Below are 15,134 nucleotides of genomic sequence, written 5' to 3'. Positions count from 1 at the left end.
GACGTCCTCGGCCGAGGACATACCAGAATGCCCACATGCGCCGCAGTTTCGCAGCACTGGTAGCCGAGGCCGAATCAGCACCGCTGGACGGCTGGGACTTCTCCTGGTTCGACGGCCGCGCCACCGAGCAGCGGGCGTCCTGGGGGTATCAGCGGTTGATCAGCGCGCGGTTGGCCGCGGCCACGGCCGCGGTCGACCTGCAGACCGGCGGCGGTGAGGTGCTGGCCGGTGCACCGAAGTTCCCGCCGACCATGGCCGCTGTCGAGTCCTGGCCGCCGAACGCGGCGCTGGCCACCCAGCGCTTACATCCGCGCGGAGTGGTCGTGGTGGTCACGCCGCCGGAGTCGCCGCTGCCATTCGCCGACGAGGCGTTCGACCTGGTGACCAGCCGGCACCCGAATACGGTGTGGTGGAACGAGATTGCCCGGGTATTGCGACCCGGCGGCACCTATCTGGCTCAGCACATCGGCCCGGGGACGGCGTCGGAGTTGGTCGAGCACTTCATCGGGCCGCAGCCCGAGGCGTGGGCACGGCGCCATCCGGACAACGAACGCGACCAGGCGCACAAAGCCGGCCTGCAGGTCGTGGAGCTGCGCCACGAGCGGCTGCGTCAGGAATTCTTCGACATCGGCGCGGTGGTCTACTTCCTGCGCAAGGTGATCTGGGCGGTGCCCGACTTCACCGTCGACCGTTACCGCCCGCAACTGCGCGAACTGCATGACCGCATCGAAACCGACGGGCCTTTCGTGGCGCACGCGGCGCGGGTCCTCATCGAGGCGCGCAAACCCGCATGACACTCCGATCCTTCGAAGATCTTGTTGCAGAAGCGGTTTCGGCTCAAATCGACGGCTGGGACTTTTCCTGGCTGGACGGCCGGGCTACCGAGCAGCGGCCGTCGTGGGGGTATCAGCGGCTGATCGGACAGCGGCTGGCGACGGTGTCGGCGGCCCTGGACATTCAGACCGGCGGCGGGGAGGTGCTGGCCGGAGTCGGTAAGTTCCCGCCGACCATGGCGGCCACCGAGTCCTGGCCGCCGAATGCGGCGCTGGCCACCGCCCGGCTGCACCCGCGGGGCGTCGTAGTGGTCACCACCGGCGCGGAGCCGTCGCTGCCGTTCGCCGGTGAGGCCTTCGACCTGGTGGTCAGTCGGCACCCGACTGCGGTGTGGTGGAACGAGATCGCCCGGGTGCTGCGCCCCGGCGGCGCCTACTTGGCGCAGCACCCCGGGCCGGCGACGGTGGCAGAACTGGTGACCCACGTCGTCGGGCCGCAGCCGCAGTTGTGGGCGCAGTGGGAGCCGCACACCCAGCGGGCCCAGGCCGAAGCCGCCGGGCTGCAGGTCGTAGAGCTTCGTGCGGAGCAGCTGCGCGCGGAATTTTTCGACATCGGCGCGGTGGTGTACTTCCTGCGCAAGCTGATCTGGACGGTGCCCGACTTCACCGCCGAGCCCTATCTGAGCCGGCTGCGCGCGCTGCACGAACGGATCGAGGCCGACGGGCGGTTCGTCACCCACCCCACCCGGGTGCTGGTCGAGGCCCGCAAGCCGTCAGTGCTCGGCGCGTAGCACGTCCAGGGCGTGCTGCAGGTCTGCCGGATAGGGGCTGACGATCTCGATGCGGCGGCCGTCGGCCGGATGCGCGAACGCCAGCGACCGCGCGTGCAGCCATTGACGTTGCAGACCAAGCTTTTTCGCCAGCACAGGGTCGGCGCCGTAGACCAGGTCGCCGCAGCACGGATGATGCAGCGCGGAGAAGTGCACCCGGATCTGGTGGGTCCGGCCGGTTTCCAGGTGCACGTCGAGCAGGCTGGCCGCGACGAACGCCTCCACGGTGTCGTAGTGGGTGAGGCTGTGGCGGCCGTCGGAGGTGACGGCGAACTTCCATTCCGGGCCGTGGTGGCGGCCGATCGGGGCGTCGATGGTTCCGCTGGAGGGATCCGGATGTCCTTGCACCAGCGCGTGATAACGCTTGTCGACGGTGCGTTGCTTGAAGGCCCGCTTGAGCGCGGTATAGGCCCGTTCGGAGCGCGCCACCACCATCACCCCGGAGGTGCCGACGTCCAGGCGGTGCACGATCCCCTGCCGCTCGTGCACCCCGGAGGTGGTGATGCGGTAGCCGGCGGCGGCCAGTCCGCCGAGCACGGTCGGCCCGGTCCAGCCCACCGAGGCGTGCGCGGCCACCGCGGCGGGTTTGTCGACGGCGACGATGTCGTCGTCGGCGTACAGGATCGTCATGCCCTCGATGTCGACGGGTGTGTTCTCGGGCGGTCTCGGCGGTTCGGGCAGCCGCACCTGCAGCCAGGCGCCGGCGTGCAGCTTGTCCGATTTGCCGGCCGTCGCCCCGTCCAGTTCCACGCCGCCGTCCTCGGCGATGGCCGCCGCCGCGCTGCGGGACAGCCCCAGCAGCCGCGCCAGTCCGGCGTCGACGCGCATGCCCGCCAGTCCTTCCGGGACCGGCATCGATCGTTCGGTCATCAGGTCCGGTCGCCGTCGTCGCCTTGAGACCGAGCCCCGGAGTCCCCGTCGGCGGTACGCCGACCCACAGTGTCCCCGTCGGCGGTACGCCGACCCACAGTGTCGAAGTCGTAGCCGAAGATCGACAGCACGACCAGCAGGATGGCACCACCCACCACCGACGGGTCGGCGACGTTGAATACCGGCCACCAGCCCACCGACAGGAAGTCCACGACGTGCCCGCGCAGCGGTCCCGGGGACCGGAAGAACCGGTCGACCAGGTTTCCCATCGCGCCGCCCAGGATCATCCCCAGTCCCAGCGCCCACCAGGGTGAGACCAGCCGCCGGCCCATCCAGAAGATGCCGACCACCACGCCGGTCGCGATCAGCGTCAGCACCCAGGTGGAACCGGTCGCCATCGAGAACGCAGCGCCGGAGTTGCGGACCAGGGTCCAGGTCACCGTGTCCCCGATGATCGACACCGGCTGCCCGGGCGGCAGCAGCTTGACCGCCAGCACCTTGGTGATCACATCCAGCGCGAGCACCACCGCCGCGATCGACAGCAGCAGGCGCAGCCGCTTGGCCGGCGGCTTGGGAGCGGGACCTCCGTCTTCGGGGGACGCGTCCGCGTCACCGGCCGATGTCAGCGGCTCGGCGGATCCGGTGGGTTCGTCGGGCACCCCCCCATCATCCACTAAGCGGGCACCCCGACCGGCGGCGCGTGCGCGATGATTCCCCCATGGGCCGCGTCACCGTCATCACCACCGGGGGAACGATCTCGACTAGCGCCGGCCCCGACGGGGTACGCCGGCCCGCCCATAGTGGCGCGCAACTGACGGCCGGCCTGGACGTGGAAGTCGACGTCGACGTGGTGGACGTGCTGGCGGTGGACAGCTCCGAACTGGTGCCCGCCGACTGGGACAAGATCAGCGCGGCGGTGCGCGCGGCGCTGGATGACGGCGCCGACGGGATCGTGGTCGCGCACGGCACCGACACGATGGAAGAAAGCGCGCTGTGGCTGGACCTGACGTATGCGGGCAGTCCCCCGATCGTGCTGACCGGCGCGATGCGCAGCGCCGACGCCCCCGACGCCGACGGTCCGGCCAACCTGCGGGACGCGCTGCGGGTGGCGTCCAACCCGGCGGCCCGCGACCTGGGGGTGCTGGTGTGCTTCGCCGGCCGGGTGCTGCAACCGCTGGGCCTGCGCAAGGTGGCCACCCAGGACCTGAGCGGCTTCGCCGGCCAGCTGCTGGGGACGATGCACGGCGGCCTGACGCTGACGGGACCCAAGGTGCGCCCGTTCCTCGGCGAGCTCAGCGCGGCCGACGCGCCCCGGGTCGACATCGTGGCCGCGTATCTGGGCAGTGACGCGGTGGCGATGGACGCGTTCGCCGCGGCCGGTGCTCGTGGGCTGGTGCTGGAAGCGCTGGGGTCGGGCAACGCCGGTGTCGCGGTGGTCGACGGGGTCCGCCGCTGGTGCCGCGCCGGGGTGGTGGTCGCGGTGTCCACCCGGGTGCCCAGCGGCCGGGTCAGCGCGGGCTACGGCCCGGGCCACGATCTGGTGCAGGCCGGCGCGGTGCTGGTGCCGCGGCTGGCGCCGTCGCAGGCCCGGGTGCTGTTGATGGCGGCGCTGGCGGCGGGGTTACCGGTCGCCGACGTCCTCAACCGCTGGGGCTGAATTCTGCTGGTTCTCCTGCACCCGCAGGTCGCCGACGTAGTCCGGCCAGTCCAGGCTGTCCACCGGGTTGGCGGGGCGAAGCTCGGCCGTCTCGATCGGGAACGTCCTGGCCTGGCCCGGGCCGGAGCCGCGGGTCTCGAAGCGCACGGTGACTACCCCGTGCCCGGAGCCTTGCACCCAGCCGTGCCCGAGATCGTCGTGCGCGACGTCGTCGCCGATCCGCCACGAGGTGCCGTCCTGTCCGGTGACCAGCGCCGCTCGCAGCGTCTCGAAATCCTGATGCGCTTCCTCGGCCGTCTCCGGTCCCAGGTCCAGGTCGGGGAACAACGATTCCTGACGCACGTCGCTCAAGCCCGAAAACCCAACGCCCAGAAGGCGAATCGGCGCGATCTGCAGCGGGTCCAGCAGCAGTCTGCGGGCCACCGCCGCCAGTGCGCCCAGCTCGGCGGTCGCATAGGGCAGCGTCGCCGAGCGGGTCAGCGTGCTCATGTCGGATTTCTTCAGTTTGACTGTGACGGTGCGGGCGCCGCGACCGTCTTTGAGCAGCCGCCGGTGAGCATGTTCGGCGATCGGCTCGATCGCCTCGCGCAGCTGCTCCAGGGTGGTCAGGTCGGCGGCGAAGGTGGATTCGGCGCTGATCTGTTTGGCTTCGGCGCGTTCGGCGACGGGACGGTCGTCGATGCCGCGGGCCAGCCGGTGCAGCGCGGGTCCCACGGTGGCGCCCAGGATGTCGGCCACTTCGGCGTCGGTGAGCGCTGCCAGCTGGCCGATCGTGTCGATGCCGAGGCGGTGCAGTTTGTCTTCGGCGACCGGTCCGATCCCCCACAGGCGCCGCACCGGCAGACCGGCCAGCATCAGCTTTTCCTCGTCGCGCCGCACCACCCGGATTCCGTCGGGTTTGGCCAGGCCGGAGGCGATCTTGGCGATCTGCTTGCCCGAGCCGGCACCCACCGAGGCGGTCAGGCCGGTCTCGCCGCGCACCCGCCGGCGCAGCTGGCGGCAGAACATCTCGACGTCCTCGGCGGACGCTCCGGCCAGTTCGGCGGGTTCGCCGAACGCCTCGTCGAAGGACAGCTGCTCGAGCACCGGCACCAGGCTGCGCACGGTTTCGAAGACGCGCCGGCTGGCCACCCCGTACACCACGCCGCGCGGTGGCAGCACCACCGCCGCCACGCCCACGAGTCGGCGCGCCTGATGCATCGGCATCGCCGAACGGGCGCCGAAAACGCGCGCCTCGTAGCTGGCCCCCGCCACCACTCCGCGGCCGCCCAGGCCGCCGACCAGCACTGGGCGCCCCCGCAGCGTCGGGCGGGTGAGCTGCTCGACGGAGGCGAAGAACGCATCCATGTCCAGGTGCAGCACCCAACGGGAATCCACGGGTCTTGATGCTATGGCCCAGCACGCCGGGCCGGGGATTCAGGGCTGAATATCGTTGTCCGGCTGCCCTTTTGCCCAATCGATGTAGCGGTCTATTCCGGTCCAGATATCGACGTGTGGCGCGAATCCGATGTCGCGGGCCAAGGTGATGTCGGCCGGGTAGCGAGAGACTTCGCCCGGTCGCGCCGGGCCTTCGAATACCCGGACACCGAATCTGTCGGCGATGTAGTTGGCGATGTCGCGGACGCTGGTGTTGGTGCCGCTGGCGAAGTTGATCGCGCGGCCCTGCAGGGTGAGGGTGTCCAAGACCAATTGGTATGCCCGGACCACGTCGCTGACGTGCAGGTAGTCCCGGGTTGCGGTGCCTTTGCCGAAGATCGTGAGATTTCGTCCGGACAGCGCATGGCGGACCAGGATCGGGATCAGTGCCCCGAAAGCGCCGCTTTTCTGGCGTTCGCCGAAGATGTTGAACGGGCGCACGATGGTGACGTCCATGTCGTAGGACCGGTAGTAGGAGTAGCAGAGCCGGTCGGCGGCAGCCTTGGAGGCGCCGTAGGGACTGTTGGGCATCAATTCGGCGCTCTCGTGCAGCAATTCGTGCGCACCGAGGCTCTGCCCGTCGCCGTAGACCTCACACGTCGAGGCATAGATGACGCGCGCATGGCACCTCCGCGCCGCTTCGAGGATGTTGTAGGTGCCCATGACGTTGGTGTCCAGAAAGCTTTTCGGATCGCTCAGCGATTTGTCGACGTTGACGTTTGCCGCCAGGTGGAAGATGACGTCGTGTTCGGGCACCGTTTTGACGGCGAGTTCGGGATCGGTGACCGAGCCGAATACGACGTCGGCGCGCGGGTGCGTCTCGATGTTGCGGAGGTTCCGCTTGGCCGCGGTCGACAACGTATTCAGCACAGTCACTTGATGACCCGCGGCGAGCAGGGCCTCGACCAGATGGCTGCCCTGGAAGCCCGCCCCACCGGTCACCAGAATTCTCACCGCAAAATGCTCCCGCGCGTCGTGTCGTTGTCGGCTGGATACCCGGCCAACACCTTACTGTCAATCGGCGACGATTCCGGTTAGCCGACGGCGTTGCGCGTGTACCAAGAGGAGGATTGCGGTTTGCTTGCCACAGATGTTCGCCGCGAGGTGGAATCCTGGTGCACGCATCCGGCCCTGACCGAGTTGGTGACGATGTTCGGTGGCAGCGTTGCGGCGGACCTCGATCTGGACGCGCGACTGGCGTGGCTCGACGAGTTCAGCAGCGTGTGGGATTACCGTGGCCGGGCCCGCGCCTCCGCCCGGGTGGACAGCCAGGACGCTGCCGGCGCCGTCCGGTGGCTGATCCCCCGCCTGGATCGACCGCAGGCGGAGCTGCAGCACATCGAGGCGCTGACCGCAGAGCTGGGTCTGGTCTACGAATCCGCGCCCACCGGAACGGATTTCGACTTTCTGCTGGTGATCGGCGGTGGCCGCTACACCAATCGGCTGCGGGTCGGGTACGCGCGAGAGCTGGCGGCTACGCGGCGCATCGGGCAGGTGGTGCTGGCGGCGGCGTCGCGGGGCGTGATGGATTCCGAACGCGACGCCGTCGAGGTGTGCGCGCCCGGGGCCCGCACCGAGTTCGACCTGCTGGTTGCCGCGGCCGCCGAATCGTTCGGAGTCGACGTCGCGGGCGTGCGGGAGCACATGCACCGCCGCGGTTACCAGCCGCCGCGCGACGAGGCGGTGTGGCGGTTCTCGCCGGGCAGCAACAACCTCGGTGTGCCGATCACGCTGCTGGAAACGGCGTCCCCGGACCCCGAGCACCGGCGCGCCAACTCCGCGGACACCTACACCTTCGCCGCGCGCACGGTGGGCATGCAGCACTCGACGTGCCTGCTGGTGGCCGGCCAGCCGGTGCTGCCCTACCTGCACTTCGAAGCACTGCGAATGTTGGCGGTGCCGTTCGGGATTCGCTTGGAGTCGGCCGGGTTCGGTGTCGAGCGCTACAACCGGCTGGGCCCGTTCGACGAGCAGCATCCGGCCAAGGTTCTGCAGGAGGTGCGCTCGGCGATCCGGTCGGCCCGTGCTCTGGTCACACCGTGATGGTGCACGGCGTGGCCGCCGGGTAGGTCCCCGACACCGGTCGCGGACGCCCGCGCGGAGGCCATGGGTGCAGGCCCATGTTGGCCAGGTAGCGCACCGGGCTGGTGTGGGCGCCGTCCCGCTGGACTTCGAAATGCAGGTAGCCGTCCGCTGATTCGGCTTCGCGTCCGACCGTGCCGATCTGAGTGCCCGCGGCGATCTGCGCACCGGGGGCGTGGTCTTCGCCGGACCGCAGTACGTAGACGAGGTCGGCGTGCGCGTTGGAGATCGTCACCGAACGCAGCCCGTTGTGATCGAGAACCTCTGTGCGACTGATGGTTCCGGAGTTGACGGCGTAGACGGGGGTGCCCGGCAGGGCGGCGAAGTCGACACCGGGGTGAAAAGCGCCTGCCCGGGGTCCGTAGCCGGCGCCGACGGCGAGGTGCTCGCGGTCGATGGGCAGCCGGGCGCCGGGCTCGGCCGGGTCAAAGTCACCGCGCACCCGCCTGCGGTAGTCCGCTTCGAGCAGGTCGACCTCGTCGCGTGCGTAGCCGAACAGCAGCGCCCGGTCGTAGGGGACGCCGTAGTTCAGCCGGCAGTCCGGGTCGATCTTGCGGTAGTGGTCGACCTTACCGATGCGCTCGGCCAGCGTCGACCAACCGTGGTGCACCAACTGAATCTCGTTGACCAGACCGATGCGGCCGTGGTCGGTGATGTTGGCCGGCCAATGCGGGTTGTGGATCATCCTGGTCCCGGCGCGCAGACCCGGCCGCCAGCGCCAGAACGGCCCGCGCACCGACTCCGCGGGCCCCATCACCGGGATCATGTCCGGGTAATGGGGGTCGTCCCAGGTGGGCAGCATCGGGCACATCAGCGCCGCGACGTCGGGAGGAGTGTCGGCGAGCACCGTGCGGATGTCGACGTCGGATTGCACCACCTGGTCGGAGTCGATCATCGCGATCCAGTCGGGGCGGCAGAAATCGGCCATGCGGTAGAGCAATTCGAGCCCGGGGGGCTCGGGGATCAGCCACGGGGTGGCGGGCAGGTCGTGGCGGGCGCGCACCAGATTGGTCACGGCCGGGTGGCCGGCCAGGATGTGCGGGGTGTTGTCGGTGCTGCGGTCGTCGATCACGTAGATGTCGTCGCACCAACCGGCCAGGGCGTCCAGGACGCGGGGCAGGTTGTCCGCGCCGTTGTGCACCCGGAACATGCCGAGGATTCGCACCGTGCCTCCGTTCCCTTGGACTGCGAGCGTAACCGGGCCGGCATTGCCGGCCCGCATTCGCACCGCCTGGTCACACTCGCGCGATGGACACCCGTACCCCGTCGCCGATCTCCGCGCCGTCGGCGGGTTCGCCGAATTCGAAACTGGTGGCCAGGATTTCGCCGGCGATCAGATCGCGGTGCGTCCGCGCCCATTCCGCCCGCTCGGCGGGCACCGCGATCACCACGCTGATCCGGTCGGACACCTCCAGCCCGCTGGACTTGCGCAGCTCCTGCAGTTCGCGAATGCGGTCCTTGGCCCAGCCCTCGGCCTCCAGTTCGGGTGTCACCGTGCCGTCGAGCACCACCAGCCCGGCCCCGCCGGGCAGCGCCGCGGTGAACTCGGGGTCGGCGGCGACCAGTCGCGAGCTGTACTCCTCGGGCAGCAACACCGCCGGGCCCGCGGTCAGGGTGCCGTCGGGGTTGACCACGCCTTCCCCGGCCTTGACGGCCTTGATCGCGGCCTGCACGTCCTTGCCCAGCCGCGGCCCGGCCACCCGGGCGTTGACCGTGAGCTCGAAGCGGCCGTAGGTGTCGATCGCGTCGGTCAGCTCGACCGCCTTGACGTTGAGCTCGTCGGCGATCAAACCGGTGAACTGCTCGAGCCGCTCCGGATGCTCCACTGCCACAGTCAGTTTCGGCAGCGGCAGCCGCACCCGCAACTTCTTGGCCTTGCGCAGCGACGACCCGGCCGAGCACACCTCGCGAACCTGGTCCATCGCGGCCACCAGGTCGGGGTCCGCGGGCAGCTCGCCGGCCTGCGGCCAGTCGGTCAGATGCACCGAGCGCCCGCCGGTCAGCCCCCGCCAGATCAGCTCCGTGATCAGTGGCAGCAGCGGGGCGGCCAGCCGCGCGGTGATCTCCAGCACCGTGTGCAGGGTGTCGATCGCTTCGGTGTCCTCGACCCAGAACCGGGAACGCGACCGCCGCACATACCAATTCGTCAACGCTTCGGTGAACTGGCGCAACTGCTCGCAGGCCCCGGAGATGTCGCACACGTCCAGCGAGGCGGTCAGCTCGTCGCGCAGCACCGCCAGCTTGGCCAGGATGTAGCGGTCCAGCACGTTGGCCGAATCCACCCGCCAGGTCCCGACTTTCGGGGCGTACAGCGCCAGGAAACTGTAGGCGTTCCAGAACGGCAGCAGCACCTGGCGCACCCCGTCGCGGATGCCCTGCTCGGTGACGATCAGGTTGCCGCCACGCAGGATCGGCGAGGCCATCAGGAACCACCGCATGGCATCGGACCCGTCGCGGTCGAACACCTCGGTGACGTCGGGGTAGTTGCGCAGCGACTTGCTCATCTTCTGGCCGTCGGAACCCAGCACGATGCCATGTGCCACACAGGTTTTGAACGACGGACGGTCGAACAGCGCGGTGGCCAGCACGTGCAGGGTGTAGAACCAGCCGCGCGTCTGCCCGATGTACTCGACGATGAAGTCGCCGGGGTAATGGCCGTCGACCTGCTTGTCGGGGTCGCCGGTGTGGACACCGTCGAACCAGTCCTTGTTTTCGAACGGGTAGTGCACCTGCGCGTACGGCATCGAACCGGAGTCGAACCACACGTCGAGCACATCGGGGATGCGGCGCATCGTCGACAGGCCGGTCGGGTCGTCGGGATTGGGCCGGGTGAGCTCGTCGATGAAGGGCCGGTGCAGGTTCGAAGGCCGCACCCCGAAATCGCGTTCGAGTTCGTCGAGGCTGCCGTACACGTCGACCCGCGGGTAGGCCGGGTCGTCGGACTTCCAGACCGGAATCGGAGTGCCCCAGTACCGGTTTCGCGAGATCGACCAGTCGCGGGCCCCTTGCAGCCACTTGCCGAACTGGCCGTCCTTGACGTGCTCGGGATACCAGGTGATCTGCTGGTTGAGCTCCACCATCCGGTCGCGGAACTGGGTCACCCGCACGAACCAGGACGACACCGCCCGGTAGATCAGCGGGTTTCGGCAGCGCCAGCAGTGCGGGTAGGGGTGCTCGTAGGTTTCGTGGCACAGCAGCACCGCGCCGTTCACCGCGACCGGGCCGCTGCCGTTCTTCAGGTCCCGGATGATGTGCGGGTTGGCGTCGAAGACGTGCTGCCCCTGGTAGTCGGGCACCGACGCGTCGAAGCGGCCCTTGGCGTCCACCGGGGTGACCGCGATGATTCCGGCCGCGTCGCCCGCCGCCATGTCGTCCTCGCCGTAGGCCGGCGCCAGATGCACCAGCCCGGTGCCGTCCTCGGTGGTGACGAAGTCGGCCGGCAGGACCCGAAAAGCGTTGGGCGCGTCCATGAAATACGGGAACGGCGGCAGGTACCGGGCGCCCACCAGTTCCGCGCCCCGGTAGGTGCCCAGCACCGAGGGATCTTCGCCGAGTTCGCGGGCGTAGGCGCCCAGGCGCGCCTCGGCCAGCACGAAGCGCCGATCCCCCACCGCGACATGCACATACGTCACGTCCGGGTGCACGGCTACAGCCAGGTTGGACGGCAGCGTCCACGGGGTGGTCGTCCAGATCAACAGGTAAGCGCCGTCCAGATCACCACCGCTCACCTTGAACCCGACCGTCAGGGCCGGGTCCTGGCGGCTCTGGTAGACGTCGTCGTCCATGCGCAGTTCGTGGTTGGACAACGGGGTTTCGTCGCGCCAGCAGTACGGCAACACCCGGTAGCCCTCGTAGGCCAGACCCTTGTCCCACAGCTGCTTGAACGCCCAGATCACCGACTCCATGTAGGGCAGGTCGAGTGTCTTGTAGTCGTTGTCGAAGTCGACCCAGCGCGCCTGCCGGGTGACGTACTGCTGCCACTCGTCGGTGTAACGCAGCACCGAGGCGCGGCAGGCGTCGTTGAACGCGGCGATTCCCATCGAGTCGATCTGAGACTTGTCGGTGATGCCGAGTTGGCGCTCCACCTCCAGTTCGGCGGGCAAACCGTGGGTGTCCCAACCGAATCGGCGTTCCACCTTGTTGCCGCGCATGGTGCGATACCGCGGCACGATGTCCTTGACGTAGCCGGTCAGCAGATGCCCGTAGTGCGGCAGGCCGTTGGCGAACGGGGGCCCGTCGTAGAAGACGTACTCGGGGGCGCCGTCGCGGTTGGCGATGCTGGCGCGGAAGGTGTCGTCGTGGAACCAGTAGTCGAGGACCTCGAGCTCGAGCGCCGGAAAGTCGGGCGATCCGGCGGCCAGCTTCGGGTAGTTCTCGGTCATCGTGCGTCGCTCCCGTGGTGCCCTGTTGCTTCAGGCACGGGGACGACGGATGCGCTGGTGCGCGAACGCCGCGGTACCACCCCGCTTGCCACGCAAACCGCGTGACCGCTCGTGACGGCTGTGACGGGCCTACCCGTTCGGTTCTACTGGGCCGGATCGGCTGTTCTTCCGAAGGCTCCCCGGTGATGGCCGGATCTGCGCCAATTGTCTAAGTCTAAAGGACTCCAAGGGGCTAACCCGCCGCAGGACCAGGCCTGCAGTCGGTTAACCCCTTGGAGTCCCGGGTAGCGCACTGTCCATGGCGTTACGCCTGGACCTCGAGCACGCCGATGCGCCACAGCGCGGCGTACATGTGCCGCAGCGGGATGCTGAGCAGCCGGGCGGCACCGTCGATCAGCGGGTCGCTGCCGGCGGCGGCAGCGACCGCCTCGGCGCGGCGCGCCGTCTTGGTGGCCGGGGCCGCGGGAACGTCGCGCACGACGCGCAGCTTGGGAGCACTGGGGAAGGTAACGACTTCGTCGTACAGCGCAGCGGTCATGATCGCCTCCTCGGGTGGGAAATCACACGTTGACAGGGGGAGCTTGAAACTTTCTTGGGAAGTCCCGTCCCGCAACGGTTCCGATTCGGCTGGCTTAACCGAGAGCTCTTAAGTCAGAGCGTTTTGCCGGAGACCGGTCAGGGACGAAACAGAGCCCGGATATCGGCCCGGACTACCACTGGAACTCATTCGTCCCTCACCTCCTCTCGGTCGCCGCGCACGCGGGTAACGCGTAATCTGCGCGCACACAGGAGGACAGAATCCGGCGACTGCCGGAAATCCGCACCCCTCTCGTCAGAGCTTTGGCACTACCCGACGTGTCCGGTAATCCGGAAGCCACCTGGGCTCAACCCTTAAGCCGGGAGGAGCTGTCCTGACCCGGGGCGTCTTTCGACGTTCGGGGTCAGTGGCCTGTGTTCGGTGTAGCCGCCTCACCTAACGAGGTGCTTGCCTGACCGATGATGCACCACGGAGCGGGCTGGGTCAACGCGCCGTACCCCTGTTTTGGGATCTTTATGGTTCCGCTACGCACACAGCCGGCGCTCGCCCCACTTCCGGGGCTGTGACCTGCGGAAATGCGGATGTGTTCGATGTCACAATTTGATGTGAGTTCGCTATGTCAGGCCGTCGAGTCGCCCGATGGTGTCGATGTACTCCTCGACCATGTCGAGCACGACTGCCCGCGTCGGCCGCACCCGGTCCAGCGACCCGACCACCTGCCCGACGAAATAGGTCGCCAGCTCCCGGGCTTTGGCGCCGGGCTGGTTGGCGGCCTGGTTGATCCGCTGTTGCGAGTCGGTGACCAGGGCGGTCTGCAGCGGCATGCCCAGCGGGTCGGGGGTGTCGGGCCGCGCCCATTCGTCGGTCCAGGCGGTGCGCAGCATGCGCGCCGGCTTGCCGGTCAGCGATCGCGACCGCACGGTGTCCGACGACGTGGCGGCCAGGAACTTGTCCCTGACCACCGGCACCGTCTCGGCTTCCTCGGTGGTCAGCCACACCGACCCGCACCACACGCCTTCGGCACCCAGCGCCAGCGCAGCCGCGATCTGCCGGCCCCGGGCGATCCCGCCGGCGGCCAGCACCGGCGTCGGCGCCACCGCGTCGACCACCTCCGGGACCAGCACCATGGTGGACACCTCGCCAGTGTGCCCGCCGGCCTCGGTGCCCTGGGCGACGATGAGGTCCACCCCGGCCGCGGCGTGCCGCTGCGCATGCTTGGTGGTCCCGGCCAGGGCGGCCACCAGCACGTCGTGGCTGTGCGCGCGCTCCACCAGATCGTGCGGCGGCGGGCCCAGCGCGCTGGCGATCAGCCGGATGTTGTGGCCGAAGGCCACTTCCAGCAACGGTTCGTAGCCTTTGGGCGAAATGTTGAGGCCGCCGCGGATGGCCTCTTCGTCCTCGGCGTGGGGCGCGACGCCGTAGCGGCTCATCAGCTCGTCGAGGAACGCGCGATGCTCTTCGGGCAGCAGTTCCTGGGCTTGCCGCGCGTTGATGCCGCCGGTGTCGGCGCCAACGTACTTGGGCGGCAACAGCAGATCGACGCCGTAGGGCTTGCCGCCGGTCTCCTGCTCGATCCAGGACAGTTCGCTCTCCAAGCGTTTGGGGCTGTGGGCGACAGCGCCGAGCACCCCGAACCCGCCGGCGTTGGTCACCGCGGCGACCACGTCGCGGCAGTGCGAGAAGGCGCAGATGGGAAACTCGACGCCGAGCATTTCGGCAACTCTGGTTCGCATATCGGCGACGCTACGCCCTCACACCCGGCCCCCTTGCGCCGAGCGTCACCCCTCCCCTTTGCGCCGAGCGTCACCCCTTCCCTTTGCGCCGAGCGTCACCCCTCCCCTTTGCGCCGAGCGTCACGTTGGAGTGACGCCCGACGCCCAACGCTGCGCCAGCGTGACGCTCGGCGAAAGAAAAACGCTCGGCGAAAGAAAACGCTCGGCGAAGAAAAAACGCTCGGCGGAAGAAACGCGATCAGACCACTGAGGGCCCCACCCCGTCGGGCGGCCAGCTGTCCACCCCGTCCTCCAGCGGCACCCGCAGGCTGCGCAGCATCGACGCCACCATCCGCCATGCCCCGATCGCGGTCACCAGTTCAATCAAAACCGTTCTGTCACTGCCTAATTCACCACTGCCTAATTCGCGCTCGCACGCCGCCCAGCTCGCATCGCTGAGCACACCGTCGCGCACTACGTCGTCGGTGGCGGCGAGCACCGCACGCTCGGCGGCACCGAACCCGTCGTGGGCCGGCCAGTCCCGCACCCCCACCAAGTCTTCGGCCGACACCCCCAGCCGCGATGCGACGCGCCAGTGCTGGGTCCACTCGTAGTCGCATTCGGTGAGCCAAGCGATCCGCATGATGATCAGCTCGCGCAGCCGGCGGTCCAGGTCGCCGTGCCACAGCATCATCGCCAGCAGGTCGTTGAGCACCCGCGCCAGCCGCGGATGATTCAGCAGCGTCTGGAAGATGCTGAGTTCGGCCATATAGTCGGGGACGCCGGCTTCGTCGGCGGCGGCCTTGGCCTCCTCCAACGGAAGCAGCGGTATCCGGGCCTTGCTGAACTCGGTCATGGTGGAAGACTCCCGATT

Annotated in this window: 13 protein-coding genes and 1 riboswitch; of the genes, 4 read left to right on the top strand and 9 right to left on the bottom strand. The window is 68.9% G+C overall.

Annotation, left to right across the window (positions count from 1 at the left end; genetic code table 11):
• The first annotated feature begins 35 nt into the window (after positions 1-35).
• Together MKCMC460_RS13420 and MKCMC460_RS13415 are read left to right on the top strand one after the other, a co-directional pair.
• Positions 36-794 carry a class I SAM-dependent methyltransferase gene (locus MKCMC460_RS13420; RefSeq protein ID WP_236975520.1) on the top strand — a complete coding sequence of 253 codons (759 nt, stop codon included), beginning with the start codon at positions 36-38 and terminating at the stop codon, positions 792-794.
• Positions 791-1,564 carry a class I SAM-dependent methyltransferase gene (locus MKCMC460_RS13415; RefSeq protein WP_238305853.1) on the top strand — a complete coding sequence of 258 codons (774 nt, stop codon included), beginning with the start codon at positions 791-793 and terminating at the stop codon, positions 1,562-1,564. The genes MKCMC460_RS13420 and MKCMC460_RS13415 overlap by 4 nt, the downstream gene beginning before the upstream one ends.
• Here the strand turns inward: MKCMC460_RS13415 and MKCMC460_RS13410 are convergent.
• Positions 1,547-2,473 (bottom strand): RluA family pseudouridine synthase, encoded by a 927-nt coding sequence (locus MKCMC460_RS13410; RefSeq protein ID WP_236975522.1) that lies wholly within the window; start codon positions 2,471-2,473, stop codon positions 1,547-1,549. The two genes, MKCMC460_RS13415 and MKCMC460_RS13410, sit on opposite strands and share 18 nt — an antisense overlap.
• Complete coding sequence (gene lspA, locus MKCMC460_RS13405; protein ID WP_236975524.1) at positions 2,473-3,132, bottom strand: signal peptidase II; 660 nt, start codon at positions 3,130-3,132, stop codon at positions 2,473-2,475. The genes MKCMC460_RS13410 and lspA overlap by 1 nt, the downstream gene beginning before the upstream one ends.
• Before the next feature lie 59 nt (positions 3,133-3,191).
• Between lspA and MKCMC460_RS13400 the strand changes: the two genes are divergently transcribed.
• Entirely contained in the window at positions 3,192-4,130 is a 939-nt protein-coding gene (locus tag MKCMC460_RS13400) for an asparaginase (protein ID WP_236975526.1), read from the top strand.
• On the opposite strand, the gene MKCMC460_RS13395 is transcribed toward MKCMC460_RS13400, so the two are convergent.
• Positions 4,095-5,492 carry a DNA polymerase IV gene (locus tag MKCMC460_RS13395; RefSeq protein WP_236984190.1) on the bottom strand — a complete coding sequence of 466 codons (1,398 nt, stop codon included), beginning with the start codon at positions 5,490-5,492 and terminating at the stop codon, positions 4,095-4,097. The genes MKCMC460_RS13400 and MKCMC460_RS13395 overlap by 36 nt on opposite strands.
• A 54-nt stretch (positions 5,493-5,546) precedes the next feature.
• On the bottom strand, positions 5,547-6,500 hold the full coding sequence (locus MKCMC460_RS13390) for a dTDP-glucose 4,6-dehydratase (protein WP_236975528.1): 954 nt from the start codon (positions 6,498-6,500) through the stop codon (positions 5,547-5,549).
• A 123-nt stretch (positions 6,501-6,623) separates the two neighbouring features.
• Here MKCMC460_RS13390 and MKCMC460_RS13385 point away from each other — a divergent pair, with 123 nt between their 5' ends.
• The gene (locus tag MKCMC460_RS13385) at positions 6,624-7,589 is read left to right on the top strand and encodes a hypothetical protein (protein ID WP_236975530.1); all 966 of its coding nucleotides are present in this window, start codon (positions 6,624-6,626) and stop codon (positions 7,587-7,589) included.
• Here the strand turns inward: MKCMC460_RS13385 and MKCMC460_RS13380 are convergent.
• From MKCMC460_RS13380 to MKCMC460_RS13360, 5 genes are all read right to left on the bottom strand, one after another.
• Positions 7,579-8,793, bottom strand: coding sequence for a peptidoglycan DD-metalloendopeptidase family protein (locus tag MKCMC460_RS13380; RefSeq protein WP_370653125.1), 1,215 nt, complete (start codon positions 8,791-8,793; stop codon positions 7,579-7,581). The two genes, MKCMC460_RS13385 and MKCMC460_RS13380, sit on opposite strands and share 11 nt — an antisense overlap.
• 70 nt (positions 8,794-8,863) lie before the next feature.
• Positions 8,864-12,010, bottom strand: coding sequence for an isoleucine--tRNA ligase (gene ileS / locus MKCMC460_RS13375; protein WP_236975542.1), 3,147 nt, complete (start codon positions 12,008-12,010; stop codon positions 8,864-8,866).
• A gap of 304 nt (positions 12,011-12,314) precedes the next feature.
• Positions 12,315-12,548 carry an Rv1535 family protein gene (locus MKCMC460_RS13370; RefSeq protein ID WP_236975544.1) on the bottom strand — a complete coding sequence of 78 codons (234 nt, stop codon included), beginning with the start codon at positions 12,546-12,548 and terminating at the stop codon, positions 12,315-12,317.
• Positions 12,549-12,827: 279 nt separating this feature from the next.
• Positions 12,828-12,998, bottom strand: a riboswitch (M-box (ykoK) riboswitch).
• 164 nt (positions 12,999-13,162) lie between these two features.
• On the bottom strand, positions 13,163-14,281 hold the full coding sequence (locus MKCMC460_RS13365) for a nitronate monooxygenase family protein (protein WP_236975547.1): 1,119 nt from the start codon (positions 14,279-14,281) through the stop codon (positions 13,163-13,165).
• 238 nt (positions 14,282-14,519) lie between these two features.
• Positions 14,520-15,116, bottom strand: coding sequence for a carboxymuconolactone decarboxylase family protein (locus MKCMC460_RS13360; protein WP_236975549.1), 597 nt, complete (start codon positions 15,114-15,116; stop codon positions 14,520-14,522).
• Between the last annotated feature and the right edge of the window lie 18 nt (positions 15,117-15,134).

Origin of the sequence: Mycobacterium sp. 20KCMC460, from assembly GCF_022179425.1 — a bacterium.
Lineage (GTDB): Bacteria > Actinomycetota > Actinomycetes > Mycobacteriales > Mycobacteriaceae > Mycobacterium > Mycobacterium kiyosense.
Note: the sequence above shows the minus strand (reverse complement) of the source record. Positions and strands in the feature narration are given on the sequence as shown.

What these genes read in the sequence shown, in the direction of transcription:
- MKCMC460_RS13420 (WP_236975520.1), top strand. Translation starts at nt 36, where the DNA reads ATGCGCCGCAGTTTCGCAGCACTGGTAGCCGAGGCCGAATCAGCACCG.
- MKCMC460_RS13415 (WP_238305853.1), top strand. Translation starts at nt 791, where the DNA reads ATGACACTCCGATCCTTCGAAGATCTTGTTGCAGAAGCGGTTTCGGCT.
- MKCMC460_RS13410 (WP_236975522.1), bottom strand. Translation starts at nt 2,473, where the DNA reads ATGACCGAACGATCGATGCCGGTCCCGGAAGGACTGGCGGGCATGCGC.
- MKCMC460_RS13400 (WP_236975526.1), top strand. Translation starts at nt 3,192, where the DNA reads ATGGGCCGCGTCACCGTCATCACCACCGGGGGAACGATCTCGACTAGC.
- ileS (WP_236975542.1), bottom strand. Translation starts at nt 12,010, where the DNA reads ATGACCGAGAACTACCCGAAGCTGGCCGCCGGATCGCCCGACTTTCCG.
- MKCMC460_RS13370 (WP_236975544.1), bottom strand. Translation starts at nt 12,548, where the DNA reads ATGACCGCTGCGCTGTACGACGAAGTCGTTACCTTCCCCAGTGCTCCC.
- MKCMC460_RS13365 (WP_236975547.1), bottom strand. Translation starts at nt 14,281, where the DNA reads ATGCGAACCAGAGTTGCCGAAATGCTCGGCGTCGAGTTTCCCATCTGC.
- MKCMC460_RS13360 (WP_236975549.1), bottom strand. Translation starts at nt 15,116, where the DNA reads ATGACCGAGTTCAGCAAGGCCCGGATACCGCTGCTTCCGTTGGAGGAG.